The sequence below is a fragment of the Pseudomonas sp. A2 genome (assembly GCF_023100865.1).
Classification (GTDB): domain Bacteria; phylum Pseudomonadota; class Gammaproteobacteria; order Pseudomonadales; family Pseudomonadaceae; genus Aquipseudomonas; species Aquipseudomonas asiatica.
In genome coordinates this window covers 4909017-4923876 of sequence record NZ_CP039127.1, presented here as the reverse complement: position 1 = coordinate 4923876, position 14860 = coordinate 4909017, and the positions used below count along the sequence as shown (strand labels likewise).

Genomic DNA, 14860 nt, shown 5'->3' with positions numbered 1-14860 from the left:
CAGGTACAGCGCAGCCTTCAGCAGCGGCGCGGTCCCTGTAGGAGCGGGTTTGCCCGCGAAGAGGGCCGAACAGGCTGACACCGGTCAGCGCAACATGCTCCGCGCCTCGATCAGTTCACCCACTTCAAGCTCGGTGCCGTACGGAAGGCCCAGATGGCGGTATGCCGGCAGTGCCGCCAGCGGTCGGTGGCGGCCTCGCTGGCTGATGCAGCGGGCGATCTGCACGATGTCGATGTAGTCGATCTTGTCAGTCTGCCGGTCCAGGTCCTGCACCTGGCTCGGCAGGTTGACCAGTTGCTCCGGAAACTCCCAGGCCTTGAGGATCTTGTCGCCGAGCACTGGCTGGATCTGTTCGATCACGTAGTGTAGGCACACCGGGTCGGACAGCAGTTCGTTGTGCTCTTCGGCGTAGATCAGTACCGGCAGCGCGCCAATCTGGTTGACCAGCCCGCCAAGGGTGGCCTGGTCGGGTTTGAGTTGTGTAAAGCGCCGGCAGATTTCGTAGCTGATGCCCGCAACATCCAGGCTGTTGGCCCAGATATCGCGTAACTTCTGCTCCACAGCCGGCGCCCGTGCGTGGAAAATCTGCTCGATCACCAGGCCAATGGCCAGGTTGCAGCTGTAGTTGATGCCCAGCCGCGTGATGGCAGTGTGCAGGTCGGTGACCTCGACCGCCGCGCGCAGCAGCGGGCTGTTGACGACTTTGATCAGGCGCGCTGAAAGGGCCGCATCGCGACCGATCACCTTGCTCAGGGCCGCTACGCTGATCTCGCTGTCTTCCGCCGCCTCGCGGATGCTCAAGGCAACCTCGGGCAGGGTCGGCAGGACCAGGTCATCCTTTTCGATGGCATCGAGCAACTGTGCTTGAACCATCTCGGCCAGCTTGTTCATGGGCGTGTCTACCGCAGTGGTGGTGCGGCCCCGCCATGTAGGCGGGGCAGGCTGGTCAGCGCTGGATTTCCCGGTCGCGGTCCAGTTCGTAGGGCAGGGTCAACACCTGCAGGCGTGGGCCTTCGAGGCTGCCCAGGTGCAGGTTGTCGTCTTCCACCGCTTCGGCGCTTAGCACCGCGAGCAGTTCGCAGCCTGTGCCGTTGCTGGCAGCAATGACCACCTCACCGACCGACGAACCATGGGTAGGCGAGAAGATCTCGACGCCCGGGGCCGGAATGGCCTGCTGGTCCAGTGCCAGGCGGTACTGGCGGCGCTTGAGCTTGCCCAGGTACTGCATGCGGGCAACGATTTCCTGACCGGTGTAGCAGCCTTTCTTGAAGCTGACGCCGTCGACGGCCTGCAGGTTGATCATCTGCGGGATGAACAGCTCGCGGGTCGGTCCCATGACCTGGCCTATACCGGCGCGAATCTGCCCCAGCAGCCAGTCGTCCAGGCTGCCTTCGGGCAGCGCGGTGGCCAGCGCCTGGCGAACGCGGTCGGCGTTGTCTGCCGGTACCCACAGTTCCACGCGGTCGGCGGACACGGCGATGGCGATCAACCCGTCGTGGCGCACGGTGCTACCGGCTGCCGCAGGCACATCGAGCCCCAGGGCCTGCAGCGCCGCATCGCCGCCTTGCAGGCCGAAGCGTGCCCAGGCAGCGCTTTCATCGGTCAGCGTGGCCTTGGAGAACACGGCGTACTTCTTGAGGTCGGCCAGCTGGGCGTCGAGCAGCTCGCTGGCCATGGCCAGCAGGTAGCCGTTGCCTTCGGGCAGGATGCGGAAACTCGACTGCATGCGCCCCTTGACCATGCAGCGGGCGCCGAGGCTGGCGTGTTCCGGGCTGAGGTAGTTGATGTTGCAGGTCAGCTGGCCTTGCAGGAACTTGCCTGCATCGGAGCCGCGGACGGCGAGGATGCCCTCGTGGGACAGGGGGCAGAAGAAAGCGGAATCGGCCATGGGTCATCGCGGTGGCTAAAGACTGGCGGCCATCATAGAACGCCGGTAACAAAATAGGTAGTTGACTAGACCAACGCCCGGTGTCGCTTCGCTCGCCTGGCTGTATACTGGCGGGCCATTCGAGGAGGGCCCCATGGTCGAACAAACTGAACTCAACCGGCTTTTCTGGCACAGCCGCCGCGGCATGCTGGAACTGGACGTACTGCTGGTGCCTTTCACCCAGGAAGTCTACCCCACGCTCAACGAAACCGACCGCGAACTCTACGTGCGTCTGTTGAGCTGCGAGGATCAGGACATGTTCGGCTGGTTCATGGAGCGTACCGAGTCCGAAGACCCGGAGCTGCAGCGCATGGTCCGCATCATCCTGGACCGTGTCCAGCCCAAGTGAGTGCTTCGAGTGCCGCTGGCAAGGCTCGCGCCTGCTGCTGGCGGCCTACCTGGGTTGCCAGGTACTGGCGTGGTTCGCCGTATGGGCGAGCCCGCTGCCCGGGTGGTCGGCCCTTGCTGTTGTCGCCGCCTGTATTGCCCACGCTGGCTGGGCCATTCCCCGACGTATTCTGCTGACGCATGAGCATGCCGTTGTCGGCCTGCGCCGTGATGTGCGCGGCTGGCAGGTGTTCAGCCGTGCCCGTGGCTGGCAGCCGGTGCGCTTGTGCCGGGACAGCGTGGCGTTGCCGGCGCTGGTGGTGTTGCGCTTTGTGCGGGCGGGGCGCTGGTTAGGGGAGAGCCAATGTGTGCCGCGTGATGCGCTGGGGGCTGATGAGCACAGGCGCTTGCGGGTGCGGTTGAAATTCAGCCGGCGCAGGTGGGCAGGGGTGGGGGCGAGTCAGGGCTGACAGGTGTTCGTCGTGGCAGCTTCAGCGCCTGCGAGATCGAGCGCCGCCCGCGCGGCGCTTCGCAGCACAAGGCTGCTCCTACCGTTTGTTTCGGGCCAGTTATTCCTGTGAGCGCGGCACGCGGCCCCTGGCGTACGCCTCGATATCGTGTCGGGCAAACAAGGCGGTCGCGTGCGCAGGCACAGGCGTTACTGGCCCGAAACAGATGTAGGAGCAGCCTTGTGCTGCGAAGCGCCGCGCGGGCGGCGCTCGATCTCGCAGGCGCTGAAATGCCGCGCCAGGGGCCGGACTTAGATCGGACTAAGGATGGTGTCCTTGGCCTCGTCCAGCATCCCCGGGTAATCCAGGGTGTAATGCAGTCCGCGGCTTTCCTTGCGCTGCATGGCCGACAGGATCATCAACTCGGCCACCTGCGCCAGGTTGCGCAATTCGATCAGGTCGCGGCTGACTTTGTAGTTGCTGTAGAACTCGTCGATTTCGTCCAGCAGCAGGCGAATGCGGTGCTGCGCTCGCTGAAGGCGCTTGCTGGTTCGCACGATGCCGACGTAGTCCCACATGAAGCGCCGCAGTTCGTCCCAGTTGTGCGCAATGATCACGTCCTCGTCCGAATCGGTTACCTGACTGGCGTCCCAGCCGGGCAGGGCCTTGGGCATGGTCACCTCATCCAGGTGCGCCTGGATGTCGGCGGCGGCGGCACGGCCATAGACGAAGCATTCCAGCAGCGAGTTGCTGGCCATGCGGTTGGCGCCGTGCAGGCCAGTGAAGCTGGTTTCGCCAATGGCATACAGGCCCGGCACGTCGGTGTGGCCGCGGTCGTCGACCATCACCCCTCCGCAGGTGTAGTGCGCCGCTGGCACCACCGGGATCGGCTGACGGGTGATGTCGATGCCGAAGGCCAGGCAGCGCTCGTACACGGTGGGAAAGTGGCTCTTGATGAAGTCGACCGGCTTGTGGGTGATATCCAGGTATACGCAGTCCACGCCCAGGCGCTTCATCTCGTGGTCGATGGCGCGGGCCACGATGTCGCGCGGCGCCAGTTCTTCGCGCGGGTCGAAGCGTGGCATGAAGCGTTCGCCATTGGGCAGGCGCAGCAGGGCACCTTCGCCACGCAGGGCTTCGGTGATCAGGAAGCTCTTGGCCTGTGGGTGGTACAGGCAAGTCGGGTGAAACTGGTTGAACTCCAGGTTCGCCACCCGGCAGCCAGCCCGCCAAGCCATGGCGATGCCGTCGCCGCAGGCACCGTCGGGATTGCTGGTATACAGGTACACCTTGGCCGCACCGCCAGTGGCCAGCACGGTGAAGCGCGCACCGAAGGTGTCCACCTCGCCGGTGTTGCGGTCGAGCACGTAGGCACCCAGGCAGCGCTCGCCGGGCAGGCCGAGGCGGCGTTCGGTGATCAGGTCGACCGCCACGCGCTGCTCCAGCAACTGGATATTCGGGCGTTTGCGGGCCTGCTCCAGCAGCGTGGTGAAGATGGCTGCGCCGGTGGCGTCGGCGGCGTGGATGATGCGCCGGTGGCTATGGCCGCCTTCGCGGGTCAGGTGGAACTCGAAGCCGCCGTCGTCGACGCTGTAGTGCTCGTCGCGGGTAAAGGGCACGCCTTGCTCGATCAGCCACTCGATGGCCTCGCGGCTGTGCTCGACGGTAAAGCGCACGGCGTCTTCATGGCAAAGGCCGCCGCCGGCATTGAGGGTGTCCTCGACATGCGACTGCACGGTATCGGTATTGTCCAGCACCGCCGCGACACCGCCCTGGGCCCAGAAGGTCGAGCCGTTGGCCAGGTCGCCCTTGCTGAGTACGGCGACTCGAAGGTGGCTGGGGAGGTTCAGTGCCAGGCTGAGACCGGCGGCACCGCTGCCGATCACCAGGACATCATGTTGGAATTGTTGGCTCATGTCGGGACACTAGTATTCTTTGGAAGGGGCGCGGCACAATAGTCACGCGCCGATGGCATTGTGAAACTATCGTAAAAGCTGGTCGGGTTGCCTTTATAGCAGCCCCGGGTGGCCAATTTCCATGGCACTTGCCTGGTCGCGACAACCTTTGTGGGAACTTTCCGACATGGCCGGAAATCCTATGAAGGCTGCCCACGCGCCACAACTTGCCGCGGCGACGCAGGGCGGCAGGCCTGTCCGGGCTGTCCCTGCGTACTCGAAACCTGATTATCGACGTAGCCGGCCGTGACCGTGCCGCGTCTTTCGTGCAAGCCGACCAAGGGCTGCAGGAAACTTGCTTGGAGGGGAGAACTTTTGCGCAAAGCCCGAGTCTATGGTTGCAAGCCTGAACGATGGCTGATGCAACGCTCCTTCGAGTTCACTGAGGAGTGTTCATGCTAACCCAGGAAGAGGATCAGCAGCTTGTCGAGCGCGTTCAGCGTGGTGACAGGCGAGCGTTCGATCTGTTGGTGCTGAAGTATCAGCACAAGATTCTCGGGTTGATCGTGCGGTTCGTTCACGACACCCACGAGGCCCAGGATGTAGCACAGGAAGCCTTCATCAAGGCCTACCGTGCGCTTGGCAACTTCCGCGGAGACAGTGCGTTCTATACGTGGCTGTACCGCATCGCCATCAACACGGCGAAGAACTACCTGGTGTCCCGTGGAAGACGGCCGCCAGACAGTGATGTGAGCTCCGAGGATGCGGAGTTTTACGACGGCGATCATGGTCTCAAGGATCTCGAGTCCCCAGAGCGCTCGTTGTTGCGGGATGAAATCGAAGGCACTGTCCATCGCACCATCCAGCAACTGCCTGAAGACCTGCGCACGGCGCTGACCCTGCGCGAGTTCGACGGGCTGAGTTACGAAGACATTGCCAGTGTCATGCAATGTCCGGTGGGTACCGTGCGCTCTCGAATCTTCCGCGCTCGGGAGGCAATAGACAAAGCCCTGCAACCTTTGCTGCAGGAAACCTGAGACAGCGGCGACAGCCAAGAGAGGAACCGCCATGAGTCGTGAAGCTTTGCAGGAATCGCTGTCCGCGGTGATGGATAACGAAGCGGACGAGCTTGAACTGCGTCGTGTGTTGAACGCCGTAGACGATGCTGAAACCCGTGCCACCTGGTCGCGTTACCAGGTTGCCCGCGCAGCCATGCACAAGGAGCTGCTGCTGCCCAATCTGGATATCGCCTCGGCGGTGTCTGCAGCGCTGGCTGACGAAGCCGTGCCGGCCAAGGCCAAGAAAGGGCCATGGCGCAGCATTGGCCGCCTTGCGGTAGCTGCCTCGGTCACCGTAGCCGTGCTGGCCGGTGTGCGCATGTACAACCAGGACGAGATCACTGGCGCCGAGCTTGCTGCCCAGCAACCTGCCCAGCAAGGCCTGAGTGTGCCACAAGCACAAGGCCCTGCCGTTTTGGCAGGCTATAGTGAGAGCAATGAGCAACCGACCGGGCCGATGGCCAACGGCGTGCTGCAGAACCAGGCCGGCTGGGACCAGCGTCTGCCAGGCTACCTGCGCCAGCATGCCCAGGAATCTGCGCTCAAGGGCACTGAAACCGCATTGCCGTATGCCCGCGCCGCCAGCCTGGAAAACCGTTAAGTAAGGAGGATCATGCGCGCGCTACCTCTCCTGTCGCTGCTGATTGGCAGCTGCGTGACGGTGCCAGCATTGGCGGCCAATTCTTCGCCCGAGGCGAGCGAGTGGCTGAGCAAGCTGGCACAGGCCGAGCAAAAGCAGAGCTACCAAGGCTCTTTTGTCTACGAACGGAACGGCAGTTTCTCTTCCCACGATATCTGGCACAGGGTCGACGACGGCAAGGTCAGCGAGCGGCTGTTGCAGCTTGATGGTGCCGCTCAGGAGATCGTGCGCGTGGATGGCAAGGTGGAGTGCGTCAGCGGGGCCTTGGTCAGTGGAGTGACGACGCCCCCGAACACTACGCAGCGTGTACTTGATCCGCTGAAACTGATGGGCTGGTATGACTTGAGCGTGGCGGGCAAGTCACGGGTCGCCGGGCGCGATGCCGTGATCGTGACGCTCACCCCGCGCGACCAGCACCGCTATGCCTTCGAATTGCACCTGGACCGCACTACTGGCCTGCCGCTGCGCTCGTTGATGATCAACGACAAGGGGCAGTTGCTGGAGCGCTTCCAGATGACCCGTCTCGATACTGACGCACCCAGCGATGATGACCTGCGCGCCAGTGCTGCATGCAAGCCGGTGCAGCATGTGGCTGCTGCCGCCAATGACACGGTCGCCGGCTGGCGATCGGACTGGCTGCCGCCCGGCTTCGAGCTGGTCAACAGCTCGGTACGCCGCGACCCCAAGAATGACAGCACGGTCAGCAGCCTGATGTATGACGATGGCCTGGCGCGCTTCTCGGTGTTCCTCGAGCCGGTAAAGGATGAGGGCGGGACCGACATGCGCACCCAGCTTGGCCCGACCTCGGCGGTCTCGCGTAGGCTGAACACGCCCAAAGGCAAGGTCATGGTCACTGTGGTCGGCGAGATTCCGCTGGGTACCGCAGAGCGTGTGGCGCTGTCGATGCGCCCCCAGGATGGCCAGGCGCGCCAGTGATGGCGTGCATTTGCGGGCATGGCGTGCAGGCCATGCCAAGGTGTGCGGACATGCCGCTGAAATGAAATTAAAGCATTGTCATTTGCAATCCATCGGCAAATTTTCTATAGGTCAGGCTTCTAGGAGCCTGGCCTTTCCTGTTTTGTGCAGAGGCCTTTCTAAACTACCGCTCGTTGTGACGGGAGCCGTATGTCAATACCACGCTTGAAATCCTACCTATCGATGTTCGCCGCCGTGCTGATGCTCGGCCAGGTGCTCAGCGCCCAGGCCGAGGAAGCCCTGCCGGACTTCACTACCCTGGTCGAGCAGGCCTCGCCAGCCGTGGTCAACATCAGTACCAAGCAGAAACTGCCGGACCGCCGCATGGCCGCCGGGCAGATGCCCGACCTGGAAGGCCTGCCGCCGATGTTCCGCGAGTTCTTCGAGCGCAACATGCCGCAGCAACCGCGCTCACCGCGTGGCGACCGCCAGCGCGAGGCCCAGTCGCTGGGTTCGGGCTTCATCATTTCCAGTGATGGCTACGTACTGACCAACAACCACGTGGTAGCCGATGCCGACGAGATCATCGTCCGCCTGTCGGACCGCAGCGAGCTGCAGGCCAAACTGGTCGGCACCGACCCGCGCACCGACGTGGCCCTGCTCAAGGTCGAGGGCAAGAACCTGCCGACCGTCAAGCTGGGTGATTCCGAGAAGCTCAAGGTGGGCGAGTGGGTGCTGGCCATCGGTTCGCCGTTCGGCTTCGACCATTCGGTGACCAAAGGTATCGTCAGTGCCAAAGGCCGTACCCTGCCCAATGACACCTACGTACCGTTCATCCAGACGGACGTGGCCATCAACCCCGGCAACTCCGGCGGCCCGCTGTTCAACATGAATGGCGAAGTAGTGGGTATCAACTCGCAGATATTCACCCGTTCCGGTGGTTTCATGGGCCTGTCGTTCGCCATCCCGATCGATGTGGCGATCGATGTCTCCAATCAGCTGAAGAAAGACGGCAAGGTCAGCCGCGGCTGGCTGGGCGTGGTGATCCAGGAGGTCAACAAGGACCTGGCTGAATCGTTCGGCCTGGACAAGCCGGCCGGTGCCCTGGTGGCCCAGGTGCTGGAAAACGGCCCTGCAGCCAAGGGCGGCCTGCAGGTGGGTGACGTGATCCTGAGTATGAACGGCCAGCCGATCATCATGTCGGCCGACCTGCCGCATCTGGTCGGCAGCCTCAAGGATGGCGAAAAGGCCAAGCTGGAGATCATCCGCAACGGCAAGCGCCAGAACCTCGACATCAGCGTTGGCGCACTGCCCGACGAAGATGCCGACATCAGTACCGGCGCCGAAGGCAGCGCCGAGCGTAGCAGCAACCGCCTGGGCGTCTCGGTTGCCGACCTGACCGCCGAACAGAAGAAAGCCCTCGAACTCAAGGGTGGTGTGGTCATCAAGGAAGTTCAGGATGGCCCGGCCGCGATGATCGGCCTGCGTCCGGGTGATGTGATCAGTCACCTGAACAACCAGGCTATCGGTTCGGCCAAGGAATTCACCGAAATCGCCAAGGAACTGCCGAAGAACCGTTCGGTGTCGATGCGCGTACTGCGTCAGGGCCGTGCCAGCTTCATTACCTTCAAGCTGGCTGAATAAGGTGTAGTTGCCTTCGCAGGCATTGGCCGGCTTGACAAGCCCGGTGCGTGAGCGCCGGGCTTTGTCATTCAGGGGGGGCTCAGTTGAAAATGGACATCAACGTGCCGAGGTATCCAGCAACTGCGGTTGAGTTGAAACCGATCACAGTGCGCTGCCCGTTGTCCAGGCAAGTCATGGCATCGGGTATGCCAACAAGATCATTGATCGGTCGGAAGGATGTATCAATGGAGCCATCCGCAAGATAGCGACGGTTTTCCAGGCTCCTGCCCAGGCCGAACGCAAACAGCCGATGTTGCCTATCGATGGCCACTGCACACCAATCTTTAAGACCTGAGTCGTCCAGGATCGGTGCACCGCCGTTAAATGTCGGGTCCTTCGCGCCACTGGCATCGAACTGCCAGAGCAATGCTTGTGATGAATTGTCTCCGTTTGTCGCTTTACCGGCGACCAGCAGCTGTCCTTCCGGCCTGGCTAGCAGCGCGTTGAGTTCGGTAGCGAAACCCGCAGCCCGGAAATACACTGTGCCGCCTTCACCGAAGGCTGAATCCAGCTCGCCGTCGTGGCGGTAGCGAGCGAGAAAGCTTTCTGCGGGCTGCCCCTGCTGCGAGCGGGTTCCGCTGACCACGAACCCGTCAGGCAACTGGACGATTCCGGCGACAGCAATTTGGCCTGCGTCCGGTAGAATATCGATGAATTCCTGAAGCCCTGCTGCTGGCTGGCCGGAGTGTTCCCGCAGGTACACCCTGGCCATCGTGGCACGCGCGCCTTGAGCCTTTTGGAGGTTCAGGGAAACCATGAGGTATGGCCCATCGCTTGTAAGGCGACCGCTACCAATCACCATGCCCATATCCGGCGGCACGCTCAGGAGCTGGTGTTCACCTCCTCGGCCATCGCGGTCGTAACAGGTGAGCCTGGGCTTTGCCAGCAGGTTCGAGGTAGGGGCACTCCATCCCAGCACTGTGAAGCTTTGGTCAGCCAGTACCGTTAGCGCTTCAGTCGATGCATGCTCGTCAATCACGTAACGGCCAACGATCACGCCGCCCTGTGCAAAGTCGTTGTCAACTGAACCGTTTGCGGTAAAGCGGGTCAGGGCAAAATGACGCCCCCCGGAGGAGTCAAAGGCAAGCGCGCTGACAAGCAGGCTGCTCCCTTGTAGCGCCATGCCAGTCAGGTTTCGGCCTATTGAAGCGCCATGGAACGAAGGGAGCTCGGCCCTGCCATTCATTCCAAATGCAGGGTCGTAATCCCCCGGTGTCATGTGTTGTTCGGGCATGCTGGTCACCTTGGTCGAGAGATTGGCAAGGATGGTCGACTCCCGATGCGGTGAGTACTGGCAGAAATGTCAGGTAGCACCTCTGTCAGGCAACCATGTTCACCAACGGCTGGATGGCGTGGCGGCCTGCTGCGGCTTAAGGTACAATTCCCGGCTATTTTTCGGCGGGCGTCCGGCTCGCAGCCTTTTCGAGTGTTGACCCGTGAGTGATTTGAGTCATATCCGCAATTTCTCCATCATCGCCCACATCGACCATGGCAAGTCGACGCTGGCCGACCGTTTCATCCAGATGTGCGGTGGCCTGTCGGCACGCGAGATGGAAGCCCAGGTGCTCGATTCCATGGACCTGGAGCGTGAGCGCGGTATCACCATCAAGGCCCACAGCGTCACGCTCAACTACAAGGCGCAGGACGGCAAGGTCTACCAGCTGAACTTCATCGATACTCCTGGCCACGTCGACTTCACCTACGAAGTCTCGCGTTCGCTGGCGGCCTGTGAGGGCGCACTGCTGGTGGTGGATGCCGGCCAGGGCGTCGAGGCCCAGTCCGTGGCCAACTGCTATACCGCCATCGAGCAGGGCCTTGAAGTCATGCCGGTACTGAACAAGATGGACCTGCCCCAGGCCGATCCGGATCGCGTCAAGGACGAGATCGAGAAGATCATCGGCATCGACGCCACCGACGCCGTGGCCTGCAGTGCCAAGAGCGGCATGGGCGTGGACGAGGTGCTCGAGCGCCTGGTGCAGACCATTCCCGCGCCGGAAGGCGATATCGAGGCGCCGCTGCAGGCGCTGATCATCGACTCCTGGTTCGACAACTACCTGGGCGTGGTCTCGCTGGTGCGCGTGCGACACGGTCGCGTCAAGAAAGGCGACAAGATCCTGGTCAAGTCCACCGGCAAGGTGCACCTGGTCGACAGCGTGGGCGTGTTTACCCCGAAGCACACCCAGACCGCCGACCTGAAGGCCGGCGAAGTGGGCTTCATCATCGCCAGCATCAAGGACATCCACGGTGCCCCGGTCGGTGACACCCTGACCCTGTCCGCGACCCCTGAGGTCGAAGTGCTGCCAGGCTTCAAGAAGATTCAGCCGCAGGTCTACGCCGGCCTGTTCCCGGTCAGCTCCGACGACTTCGAGGACTTCCGCGATGCGCTGCAGAAGCTGACCCTGAACGACTCGTCGCTGCAATACATGCCGGAAAGCTCCGACGCCCTGGGCTTCGGCTTCCGTTGCGGCTTCCTCGGCATGCTGCACATGGAGATCATCCAGGAGCGCCTGGAGCGCGAATACGACCTGGACCTGATCACCACCGCGCCAAGCGTGATCTATGAGCTGGAACTGAAAACCGGCGAGACCATCACCGTCGACAACCCGTCGAAGCTGCCGGACGTCTCGGCGGTCGCCGATTTCCGCGAGCCGATCGTCACCGCCACCATCCTGGTGCCGCAGGAGCACCTGGGCAACGTCATCACCCTGTGCATCGAGAAGCGTGGCGTGCAGCGCGACATGCAGTTCCTCGGTAGCCAGGTGCAGGTGCGCTACGACCTGCCGATGAACGAAGTGGTGCTGGACTTCTTCGACCGCCTCAAGTCCACCAGCCGCGGCTATGCTTCGCTGGACTATCATTTCGATCGCTACCAGTCGGCCAATCTGGTCAAGCTGGACGTACTGATCAACGGCGACAAGGTCGATGCCCTGGCATTGATCGTGCACCGAGACAACGCGGCCTACAAGGGCCGTGCGTTGACCGAAAAGATGAAGGAACTGATCCCTCGGCAGATGTTCGACGTGGCGATCCAGGCAGCTATCGGCGGCCAGATCATTGCGCGGACAACCGTCAAGGCGCTCAGAAAGAACGTACTGGCCAAGTGCTACGGCGGCGACGTCAGCCGTAAGAAGAAGCTGCTGGAGAAGCAGAAGGCCGGTAAGAAACGCATGAAACAGGTGGGTAACGTGGAAATTCCACAGGAAGCCTTCCTCGCCGTGCTCAGGTTGGATAGCTAGGTCCTATGTCGCTAAATTTCCCGCTGTTGCTAGTCATCGCCGTCTTCGTCTGCGGCCTGCTGGGCTTGATCGACCTGCTGTTCCTGGCCCCGCGCCGGCGTGCGGCAATCGCCAACTACCAGGGCAGCGTCAGCCAGCCCGAGATGGCGGTGGTCGAGCGCCTGGGCAAGGAGCCGTTGCTGGTCGAGTACGGCAAGTCGTTCTTCCCGGTGCTGTTCATCGTGCTGGTGCTGCGTTCGTTCCTGGTCGAGCCGTTCCAGATCCCTTCGGGGTCGATGAAACCGACCCTGGAAGTGGGCGACTTCATCCTGGTGAACAAGTTCTCGTACGGCATTCGCCTGCCGGTGATCGACAAGAAGGTCATCGAGGTGGGTGACCCGCAACGCGGTGATGTGATGGTGTTCCGCTACCCTAGCGACCCTAACGTCAACTACATCAAGCGTGTGGTCGGCCTGCCGGGCGACCAGGTGCGCTACACCAGCGACAAGCGGTTGTTCGTCAACGGCCAGCCGATTGCCGAACAACTGGTGGGCACCGAGCCGGGCACTTTGGGCAGCGCCGAGCTGTACAAGGAAAAGCTCGGCGAGGCCGAACACCTGATTCGCAAGGAAATGAGCCGTTATCGCATGCCGCCGGACCAGCAATGGACCGTGCCGGCAGGCCATTACTTCATGATGGGCGACAACCGCGACAACTCCAACGACAGCCGTTACTGGGATGACCCGAACATCCCGAAGGAACTGCACGGCATGGTTCCCGACCGGAACATCGTCGGCAAGGCCTTCGCGGTGTGGATGAGCTGGCCAGAGCCCAAGCTCAGCCACCTGCCCAACCTGTCGCGGGTCGGTCTGATCCATTGATACCCATCGGCGCTGGCCTGCAGGCAGCGCCGAATGCATTTCTGACATAGGCTGTGTTCTCAGGGATCGGGAGATTCGTCGCACATCGCGGCGGGCCACAGCCAAACAGTCTTTCAGGATGTTGATTTGAACAACGCGTTGAACAACGAACGGGTGGCTGCATGAGTGCTCCCCTTGCCCGTCTGGAGCGAAAGCTCGGTTATACCTTCAAGAACCAGGACCAGATGCTCCTGGCACTGACCCATCGCAGCTACGCCGGGCGCAACAATGAGCGCCTGGAGTTTCTCGGTGACGCCATTCTCAACTTCGTTGCCGGCGAAGCGCTGTTCGAGCGCTTCCCGCAGGCCCGCGAAGGCCAGCTGTCGCGCCTGCGCGCGCGCCTGGTCAAGGGTGAGACCCTGGCCCGCCTGGCCCGTGGTTTCGACCTGGGCGATCACCTGCGCCTGGGCTCGGGTGAGCTCAAGAGCGGTGGTTTCCGCCGTGAGTCGATCCTGGCCGACGCCCTGGAGGCGCTGATTGGCGCCATCTACCTGGACGCCGACATGGAAACGGCCCGGGAGCGCGTGCTGGCCTGGCTGGCCGATGAATTCGAAGGCCTGACCCTGGTCGATACCAACAAGGACCCGAAAACCCGCCTGCAGGAGTTCCTGCAGTCGCGCAGCTGTGAGCTGCCGCGTTACGAAGTGGTGGATATCCAGGGCGAACCGCACTGCCGGACCTTCTTCGTCGAATGCGAAGTGGTGCTGCTGAACAACAAGAGCCGTGGCCAGGGCGTTAGCCGGCGTATCGCCGAGCAAGTCGCCGCCGCGTCTGCACTGATCGCCCTGGGCGTGGAGAATGGCAATGACTGATAGCAACCCGACCCGCTGCGGCTACGTGGCCATTGTCGGCCGCCCGAACGTGGGCAAGTCGACCCTGCTCAACCACATCCTCGGCCAGAAGCTGGCGATCACCTCGCGCAAGCCGCAGACCACCCGCCACAACATGCTCGGCATCAAGACCGAGGGTGACGTGCAGGCGATCTACGTCGATACCCCCGGTATGCACAAGGCCAATGACAAGGCCTTGAACCGCTACATGAACCGCAATGCCTCGGCGGCCCTGAAGGACGTCGACGTGGTGATCTTCGTGGTCGACCGCACCAAATGGACCGACGAGGACCAACTGGTGCTGGAGCGCGTGCAGTACGTGACGGGCCCACTGATCATCGCGGTCAACAAGACCGACCGCATGGAAGAGAAGGCCGAACTGATCCCGCACCTGCAATGGCTCCAGGAGCAGTTGCCGAACGCCGAAGTGATGCCTATCTCCGCGCAGCAGGGGCACAACCTGCAGGCGCTGGAAGCACAGATCGCCAAGCACCTGCCCGAGAACGAGCACTTCTTCCCCGAAGATCAGATCACCGACCGCAGCAGCCGCTTTTTGGCCGCCGAACTGGTGCGCGAAAAGATCATGCGCCAGCTGGGTGCGGAATTGCCGTACCAGATCACCGTGGAAATTGAAGAATTCAAGCAGCAGGGCCACGTGCTGCACATCCACGCGCTGATCCTGGTCGAGCGCGATGGCCAGAAGAAGATCATCATTGGTGACAAGGGCGAGCGTATCAAGCGCATCGGCTCCGAGGCGCGCAAGGACATGGAGGTGCTGTTCGACTCCAAGGTCATGCTCAACCTGTGGGTCAAGGTGAAAGGCGGCTGGTCCGATGACGAGCGCGCCCTGCGCTCGCTGGGCTACGGCGACCTGTAAATTCGCCTGACGGCTCAGGTTACTCTGTGGGAGCGGGTTTACCCGCGAATGCGTCAGTGGGTTCACCATCGCATTCGCGGGTAAACCCGCTCCCACAGTTGTCTGGGGCATTTAGAGAACGTTT

At 62.3% G+C, this 14860-nt stretch carries 14 protein-coding genes; 10 read left to right on the top strand and 4 right to left on the bottom strand.

Annotated elements, in window-relative coordinates:
* Positions 1–84: 84 nt before the first annotated feature.
* Both E5221_RS22810 and E5221_RS22805 read right to left on the bottom strand, forming a co-directional pair.
* Positions 85–891, bottom strand: a complete 807-nt coding sequence (locus E5221_RS22810; protein WP_015271603.1) for an HDOD domain-containing protein — start codon at positions 889–891, stop codon at positions 85–87.
* Between the two features lie 55 nt (positions 892–946).
* A complete protein-coding gene (locus E5221_RS22805) occupies positions 947–1888 on the bottom strand; it encodes a folate-binding protein YgfZ (protein WP_039613736.1) in 942 nt (313 codons plus the stop codon).
* 133 nt (positions 1889–2021) lie between these two features.
* On the opposite strand from E5221_RS22805, the gene E5221_RS22800 reads away from it, so the two are divergent.
* Together E5221_RS22800 and E5221_RS22795 are read left to right on the top strand one after the other, a co-directional pair.
* On the top strand, positions 2022–2276 hold the full coding sequence (locus E5221_RS22800) for a succinate dehydrogenase assembly factor 2 (protein ID WP_003252043.1): 255 nt from the start codon (positions 2022–2024) through the stop codon (positions 2274–2276).
* Entirely contained in the window at positions 2260–2724 is a 465-nt protein-coding gene (locus E5221_RS22795; protein WP_100412747.1) for a protein YgfX, read from the top strand. The genes E5221_RS22800 and E5221_RS22795 overlap by 17 nt, the downstream gene beginning before the upstream one ends.
* Positions 2725–3014: 290 nt before the next feature.
* Here the strand turns inward: E5221_RS22795 and nadB are convergent, their stop codons facing one another.
* Positions 3015–4619, bottom strand: a complete 1605-nt coding sequence (gene nadB, locus E5221_RS22790) for an L-aspartate oxidase (RefSeq protein ID WP_013974000.1) — start codon at positions 4617–4619, stop codon at positions 3015–3017.
* A gap of 434 nt (positions 4620–5053) precedes the next feature.
* Here nadB and rpoE point away from each other — a divergent pair, with 434 nt between their 5' ends.
* The 4 genes from rpoE (at position 5054) to E5221_RS22770 (ending at position 8855) form a co-directional block, all read left to right on the top strand.
* Positions 5054–5635, top strand: coding sequence for an RNA polymerase sigma factor RpoE (gene rpoE, locus E5221_RS22785; RefSeq protein WP_003252049.1), 582 nt, complete (start codon positions 5054–5056; stop codon positions 5633–5635).
* A gap of 31 nt (positions 5636–5666) precedes the next feature.
* Entirely contained in the window at positions 5667–6257 is a 591-nt protein-coding gene (locus E5221_RS22780) for an RseA family anti-sigma factor (RefSeq protein ID WP_247846503.1), read from the top strand.
* Positions 6258–6269: 12 nt separating this feature from the next.
* The gene (locus E5221_RS22775; protein WP_247846502.1) at positions 6270–7232 is read left to right on the top strand and encodes a MucB/RseB C-terminal domain-containing protein; all 963 of its coding nucleotides are present in this window, start codon (positions 6270–6272) and stop codon (positions 7230–7232) included.
* 189 nt (positions 7233–7421) lie between these two features.
* Positions 7422–8855 carry a DegQ family serine endoprotease gene (locus E5221_RS22770; RefSeq protein WP_196184455.1) on the top strand — a complete coding sequence of 478 codons (1434 nt, stop codon included), beginning with the start codon at positions 7422–7424 and terminating at the stop codon, positions 8853–8855.
* A 79-nt stretch (positions 8856–8934) separates the two neighbouring features.
* On the opposite strand, the gene E5221_RS22765 is transcribed toward E5221_RS22770, so the two are convergent.
* Positions 8935–10128 (bottom strand): hypothetical protein, encoded by a 1194-nt coding sequence (locus tag E5221_RS22765; protein ID WP_247846501.1) that lies wholly within the window; start codon positions 10126–10128, stop codon positions 8935–8937.
* A 202-nt stretch (positions 10129–10330) separates the two neighbouring features.
* Between E5221_RS22765 and lepA the strand changes: the two genes are divergently transcribed.
* The 4 genes from lepA to era all read left to right on the top strand — a co-directional run bounded on the left by lepA (position 10331) and on the right by era (position 14736).
* Complete coding sequence (gene lepA / locus E5221_RS22760; protein ID WP_013973995.1) at positions 10331–12130, top strand: translation elongation factor 4; 1800 nt, start codon at positions 10331–10333, stop codon at positions 12128–12130.
* 5 nt (positions 12131–12135) lie between these two features.
* Positions 12136–12990: a signal peptidase I gene (gene lepB / locus E5221_RS22755; RefSeq protein ID WP_003258486.1), complete on the top strand. Its 855-nt coding sequence runs from the start codon at positions 12136–12138 to the stop codon at positions 12988–12990.
* A 161-nt stretch (positions 12991–13151) separates the two neighbouring features.
* Entirely contained in the window at positions 13152–13841 is a 690-nt protein-coding gene (rnc, locus tag E5221_RS22750) for a ribonuclease III (protein ID WP_003258487.1), read from the top strand.
* The gene (gene era, locus E5221_RS22745) at positions 13834–14736 is read left to right on the top strand and encodes a GTPase Era (protein ID WP_015271595.1); all 903 of its coding nucleotides are present in this window, start codon (positions 13834–13836) and stop codon (positions 14734–14736) included. Before rnc ends, era begins: the two co-directional genes overlap by 8 nt.
* The last annotated feature ends 124 nt before the right edge of the window (positions 14737–14860 follow it).

What these genes read in the sequence shown, in the direction of transcription:
- rpoE (WP_003252049.1), top strand. Translation starts at nt 5,054, where the DNA reads ATGCTAACCCAGGAAGAGGATCAGCAGCTTGTCGAGCGCGTTCAGCGT.
- E5221_RS22800 (WP_003252043.1), top strand. Translation starts at nt 2,022, where the DNA reads ATGGTCGAACAAACTGAACTCAACCGGCTTTTCTGGCACAGCCGCCGC.
- era (WP_015271595.1), top strand. Translation starts at nt 13,834, where the DNA reads ATGACTGATAGCAACCCGACCCGCTGCGGCTACGTGGCCATTGTCGGC.
- E5221_RS22810 (WP_015271603.1), bottom strand. Translation starts at nt 891, where the DNA reads ATGAACAAGCTGGCCGAGATGGTTCAAGCACAGTTGCTCGATGCCATC.
- E5221_RS22775 (WP_247846502.1), top strand. Translation starts at nt 6,270, where the DNA reads ATGCGCGCGCTACCTCTCCTGTCGCTGCTGATTGGCAGCTGCGTGACG.
- E5221_RS22780 (WP_247846503.1), top strand. Translation starts at nt 5,667, where the DNA reads ATGAGTCGTGAAGCTTTGCAGGAATCGCTGTCCGCGGTGATGGATAAC.
- E5221_RS22765 (WP_247846501.1), bottom strand. Translation starts at nt 10,128, where the DNA reads ATGCCCGAACAACACATGACACCGGGGGATTACGACCCTGCATTTGGA.
- lepB (WP_003258486.1), top strand. Translation starts at nt 12,136, where the DNA reads ATGTCGCTAAATTTCCCGCTGTTGCTAGTCATCGCCGTCTTCGTCTGC.
- rnc (WP_003258487.1), top strand. Translation starts at nt 13,152, where the DNA reads ATGAGTGCTCCCCTTGCCCGTCTGGAGCGAAAGCTCGGTTATACCTTC.
- nadB (WP_013974000.1), bottom strand. Translation starts at nt 4,619, where the DNA reads ATGAGCCAACAATTCCAACATGATGTCCTGGTGATCGGCAGCGGTGCC.
- E5221_RS22770 (WP_196184455.1), top strand. Translation starts at nt 7,422, where the DNA reads ATGTCAATACCACGCTTGAAATCCTACCTATCGATGTTCGCCGCCGTG.
- E5221_RS22805 (WP_039613736.1), bottom strand. Translation starts at nt 1,888, where the DNA reads ATGGCCGATTCCGCTTTCTTCTGCCCCCTGTCCCACGAGGGCATCCTC.